We start from the raw sequence: 4,582 nt of genomic DNA, 5'->3' as shown, positions 1-4,582 counted from the left end.
GCGTTACCAGCAAGGTAACGGTTCCAGGCAGCTCACGATCCGCTCCATCTTCCAGTTCTTCTCCCGTATTTGCGTCATATCCGCTGTTTGCAGTCACAGCAATGACCTCCACATACTGAAGCTCCGCAGGAATTACCGTTTTTCCCTGCTTTCTATAATCTGGAGCTATAACTGACACAATATCGCCGCTCTTTAGCTTTCCAGACAATCCATTGGCAAATGCCTTAACCGTAACAGAGATTGCCTGCTTTTCTCCTGTCAGATGATAGAGATAGGCATTTTCTGCCGCCGGCTCTTCTGCAATCTTGGATGTTAGGATGTAATCTCCTGGCGCCAAATCTGCAGATGCAAATGCCCCAACCACAGTATCCGAATGTTTTACTACATCATCTGGCAGGTTATAACTGCCAACCTCTATGGTCTTTACCATGTCAGAAGTAATTTCTTCTCCCACTGAAATTGGTTTTACTACACGGACAATTTCCGTCTTTTCACTCATAGCCTTATTAAACAATGGTGTAACTGCAAAGCAGATGATTAAAGACAGCACGATGCAAAGCACACCAAGTACAGTCCTGTTTTTCAAAAATCGCATTTCATCTCCTCCAACTCTTTTCCTTATTTTGGTTCCTTTTTAACCAGTGTTCCACTGACTGCTGTCTACCTATTTTCTGTTGTGGTATATGATGGCCGCAATCATTGTAAGCGGCACTGCAACACAAACCATGATCCATAATTTCTTCTTCATATCATCCATCCTCCTAATCTCATACAATAAACAGCTGCCGCTCCTCCTGCCAGAAACGGTCCCACAGGAAATGCTTCTTTATCTCGTTTTCCCTTGAACCGATTCCACAGGCAGACCATACAACCATACATCACAAATCCTGTCAGTCCTAAACAGGAAGCAGTCAGGCTTGCAGGAAGTCCCAGTACCAAGCCGGTTGCTCCTGCCAGCTTGATATCACCGCCGCCAATTCCACCTTCCCTCTTGCAAAATAATGCAACTATGAGGTATGGCACTGCCCCTAAAGCTCCAAACAGCTGTCTGGGTGCAAAGTTCAGAAAGGAAAGCAGGGCAATCCCTGCCTGGAATCGGTCCGGAATAATCCGGTACCGAAGATCCCAGGCAGAAACCGCAATAAGCAGCGAGAAAAAAAGCACTGCCTGTACCGCCTGAAGCAGCGATATCCTGATCTCCATATCAACCGCTATAATCAAACATTTCCTGCACCCTGCGTACCAGTGTAGGAAGTACGGTATCATTAAACAGTGCATAAAGACCTGCCAGAAGCAGTGCTCCCAGCACAACTGCGATCAGGATCTTAATGGCTGTGTCCACATATCCCTCACCAGATGTATTCTGAAGCTTGTTTTTTACGTTCCACATATGCATAACCATTGCATTTCGATAATTTACCAGCTGTCTTTTAATATTCTTCATTTGATCTCCTCCATTGATTTTCTGTTTTTGTTCTCTGTACCCCTTAAATCAGACCATGTTCTGCCCTGGATTTTGAGGGGGTGCTGTCTGTAAGGTAGATGCCTGTGCCATGGACAGTGCCTCTCCATACGCTCCCAATACCGCTTGTTTCAGCTCGTTGCGGAATTCCTCCGTCACAGGAAAACAGATATCCTTGTATCCATCCTGTGTTTTCCGACTGGGCATAGACATAAAAAGCCCATCCTTACCTCCCTCGACGATTTTGATTCCCCGGACGGCAAAACACCCGGCGATTGTGGCGGATGCATAGGCTCTGATCCCGCCCTGTACTCCTGGTGGATACATAGATGTAATCCGAACGTCTAAATCTGGCATACTGATTCTTCCTCCTTTGTTTTTTTCTGCTCATAAACCGTTCCTTTCTGGATCTATTTCAGTCAAACAGGCAGCCAAAACTGCCTGCTAAAACTGCATGGTGTGTATGAATTCCTCCGCCGGTTGCGACTCTGTAAAATCAATTCTCTTAAAGTCATAGCGATCCACATAAAAAAAGGAACTCCCTGTTTCATCATAGAGTTCCAGCACATCACTAATGGATAGCCCATGACCTGTATAACCGGACGGCGGATGATACCGGAATTTATCATAGAGTTCTTCCAGGTCATTGGTGTCAGATGCCCCTTCATAGACTTTGATATAAAAATCCGGCTTGGGGGAGCCATATTGCTGCTCCATCTGGGAAAGTGCAAGGAACTTCATATGCACATCCACATCTCCTCTCAGTTGCCAGATGCGTACATCTTTTAACCCCTTTGCCGATTCCATATCTTCCTGACTATTTGCCAACCGGTCGTAGATCCCGTCCTGCCACTGAATTTTTTGGATATTCCTCTGCTTACGCAGGAAGCTTTCTAATGCTTCATTCTGAAACATGGGATCCACTACTGCACATCCTTCCGTCACACGACCTACCCGGTTCCCATAATACCGGATCACTCCATTTTCAATCTGAATCTGCTTCATTTCCCTTCCCTCATTTCTAAATCATCTCCATCCCCCCGTCCTTCTGTGCCTGTTGAAACTGTTCCAGACTCTGCACATCAGGAAAGATCATCCTTCCCTCTAACATTTCCAGTACGGCAAAATCATCCCTGTCGCAGATCAAAATCCGATACTGGTAGTCCTTCTGCATCATTACATAGCTCCATACTTCCTCTGGATTTGCCAGCCATACCCCTGACGCATAGCGTCCATCCGGCAGAAAACTGTATCCAGAATATTCTGGGGAATGTCCATGTAAATCCAGCGCCCCAAATGGACGGATCTGGGAGAGCTGGAGCCGTTCCTTTTCCCCCAACAGTTCTGGCCGCAGCACACCAACCACATCCCTGTTCCAGCAGTGCCATGCCTCCCCAGTAGATAAGGAAACCAGATGGGCAATGGAATGTCTGGGATTTTCTGTTTTCTGGATATTCGTACAGAAAAAAAGCTGCCCCGTGTAATGCTCTGGTAATACCTTTGAGGGAAGAACCACCACCCGGTTCTGGATAGATGCCTCCTTTTCTGTCTGCATACAATCCTTTTCTGTGAATTCCTGCATGATCTTACCCCTCCTTTTTCTGCAGCAGTCTGCTCAGTTCTCCGATCAGATCCAGTCGGAGGCTGTCCGGCATAAACTGAAATGCAGTACGGACATATGCCTCCACTGCCTCCGGAGACTGATCTCCCACTTCGATAACCTCTACCTTCCGGACTGTAATTTTTCCACCCGCCATTCCCAGACAAACAATATCCCCATACTCCAGCTTTGCCGCTTCCCTCATAGATTTTGGAATCAGGACACGTCCCTTTCCATCCACTAAACGATACATCGGTTTACTCATCTGGTCCTTTTCTCCTTTCCCATCAATGCCTCCACTTCATTGAGTTCAATCCCCAGCTCATCGAACACCTTCAGATAAGGTTCGCAAACCGTCTGTACCGGATCCTCAATACCAATCAGAATCACTCCGGGGACTGTTTCTATCATCAAATCACAATCAAGCGGAATCCCAGCCGTCAGTAACAGTTCACTAGGTACAGAAAGGACACCATTTTCCTTTTTTTGTACCATTGTTTTTCTCTTGTTTTCTGTTCTCATAGCACCTCTCTTTCCGGACAGATTTCTTCCCGGATCTCATAATGATCCGTTTCTCCATCTCCCCACATTCCAAATAGATCCAGCTGTCTTGGTTTTGACCGCTCCCTCTCACCAGGATCATAATTGGTAATAATGACCTCTGGAAACTCACAACCGCCCTCATACCTCTGAGCCAGGTTATTGATGCGGGTAACGGCTGTAATAAAATATCCTGCATACAGTTCCCGGATGAAATCGCAGTCATTGTAACTGACCATCCACTTCCCCCTGCTCCCTGTCAGAGTGTCTCGGAGCCGTTTGTGATCCTCTTTTCGGAATACCACTGCATAATGACCTTCCGTCTCATAATAGGGCGGATCGCAATAAAAAAAGGCACTATCCCGGTCATACTGCCGAATCAGTGCCTCAAAGTCTTTATTTTCTATTACGGTATCTGCCAGCCTGCGGGATGCCTGCCAAATGGTGTCAAAGCAGTTCCTCACATCAAACGGACGGCAGCCAAAGGACGTGCAGCCACTTCCATAGCTGTACCGGATCAGTTTAAAAAATGCAGCCGCCCGTTTTACATCGGTTACCTCTGCATTTTCCAGCAAGATTTTTTTCACTTCCTCATAATCCGGCGGCATCAGATGCTTCTCTGCCAGCTCCAGCTCCTCAATTAAAAACCGGGTATCCGGTTCCTGCTTTTCAATAAAATTACGGATTACTGTAAATTCATCCCTGCTGTTTAACGGAAGAAATCCGAGTTCCTTAAGGAATGCCCCCGTGCGGTTCTTGACGCAATAAAACAGGTTTGCCAAGTTAGAATTATAGTCATTATAAATCTCCATACACCGGTCATCTGGTGGTTTTCCAAACAGTACCCAACCACCTCCGCCGAACACCTCAATGTACCGGTCATAACTTGCAGGAAACATCGTGTAAATCAGGCTGCGGAGTGCTTTCTTTCCGCCAACCCATGAAATAAAACTGTTGATTCTGCATCCCTCCTAACATCC

9 protein-coding genes are annotated in these 4,582 nt (G+C 46.5%); all 9 read right to left on the bottom strand.

All coding sequences use genetic code 11. From position 1 onward, the window contains the following. A partial coding sequence (locus FGS84_RS30215; RefSeq protein WP_243130127.1) for an RcpC/CpaB family pilus assembly protein occupies window positions 1-595 on the bottom strand: 595 nt, incomplete at its 3' end. 149 nt (window positions 596-744) lie between these two features. Continuing rightward, a complete protein-coding gene (locus FGS84_RS30210; RefSeq protein WP_038292381.1) occupies window positions 745-1,203 on the bottom strand; it encodes an A24 family peptidase in 459 nt (152 codons plus the stop codon). Between the two features lies 1 nt (window position 1,204). After that, window positions 1,205-1,402, bottom strand: a complete 198-nt coding sequence (locus tag FGS84_RS30205) for a DUF6133 family protein (protein WP_347563914.1) — start codon at window positions 1,400-1,402, stop codon at window positions 1,205-1,207. Between the two features lie 90 nt (window positions 1,403-1,492). Then, the gene (locus FGS84_RS30200) at window positions 1,493-1,819 is read right to left on the bottom strand and encodes a SpoVG family protein (protein ID WP_002593823.1); all 327 of its coding nucleotides are present in this window, start codon (window positions 1,817-1,819) and stop codon (window positions 1,493-1,495) included. 87 nt (window positions 1,820-1,906) lie between these two features. Next, on the bottom strand, window positions 1,907-2,467 hold the full coding sequence (locus tag FGS84_RS30195; RefSeq protein WP_002593824.1) for a YodL domain-containing protein: 561 nt from the start codon (window positions 2,465-2,467) through the stop codon (window positions 1,907-1,909). Window positions 2,468-2,483: 16 nt separating this feature from the next. Beyond that, window positions 2,484-3,044, bottom strand: coding sequence for a hypothetical protein (locus tag FGS84_RS30190; RefSeq protein ID WP_002593825.1), 561 nt, complete (start codon window positions 3,042-3,044; stop codon window positions 2,484-2,486). Window positions 3,045-3,048: 4 nt separating this feature from the next. Further along, window positions 3,049-3,327, bottom strand: a complete 279-nt coding sequence (locus FGS84_RS30185) for a hypothetical protein (RefSeq protein ID WP_002593826.1) — start codon at window positions 3,325-3,327, stop codon at window positions 3,049-3,051. Beyond that, window positions 3,324-3,473, bottom strand: a complete 150-nt coding sequence (locus tag FGS84_RS31735; RefSeq protein WP_243130126.1) for a hypothetical protein — start codon at window positions 3,471-3,473, stop codon at window positions 3,324-3,326. The genes FGS84_RS30185 and FGS84_RS31735 overlap by 4 nt, the downstream gene beginning before the upstream one ends. Window positions 3,474-3,580: 107 nt before the next feature. After that, window positions 3,581-4,561, bottom strand: a complete 981-nt coding sequence (locus tag FGS84_RS30175; protein WP_084770634.1) for a DNA adenine methylase — start codon at window positions 4,559-4,561, stop codon at window positions 3,581-3,583. Window positions 4,562-4,582 lie beyond the last annotated feature (21 nt).

The organism is Clostridium sp. 1001271st1 H5 (assembly GCF_005845215.1).
Lineage (GTDB): Bacteria > Bacillota > Clostridia > Lachnospirales > Lachnospiraceae > Enterocloster.
Note: the sequence above shows the minus strand (reverse complement) of the source record. Positions and strands in the feature narration are given on the sequence as shown.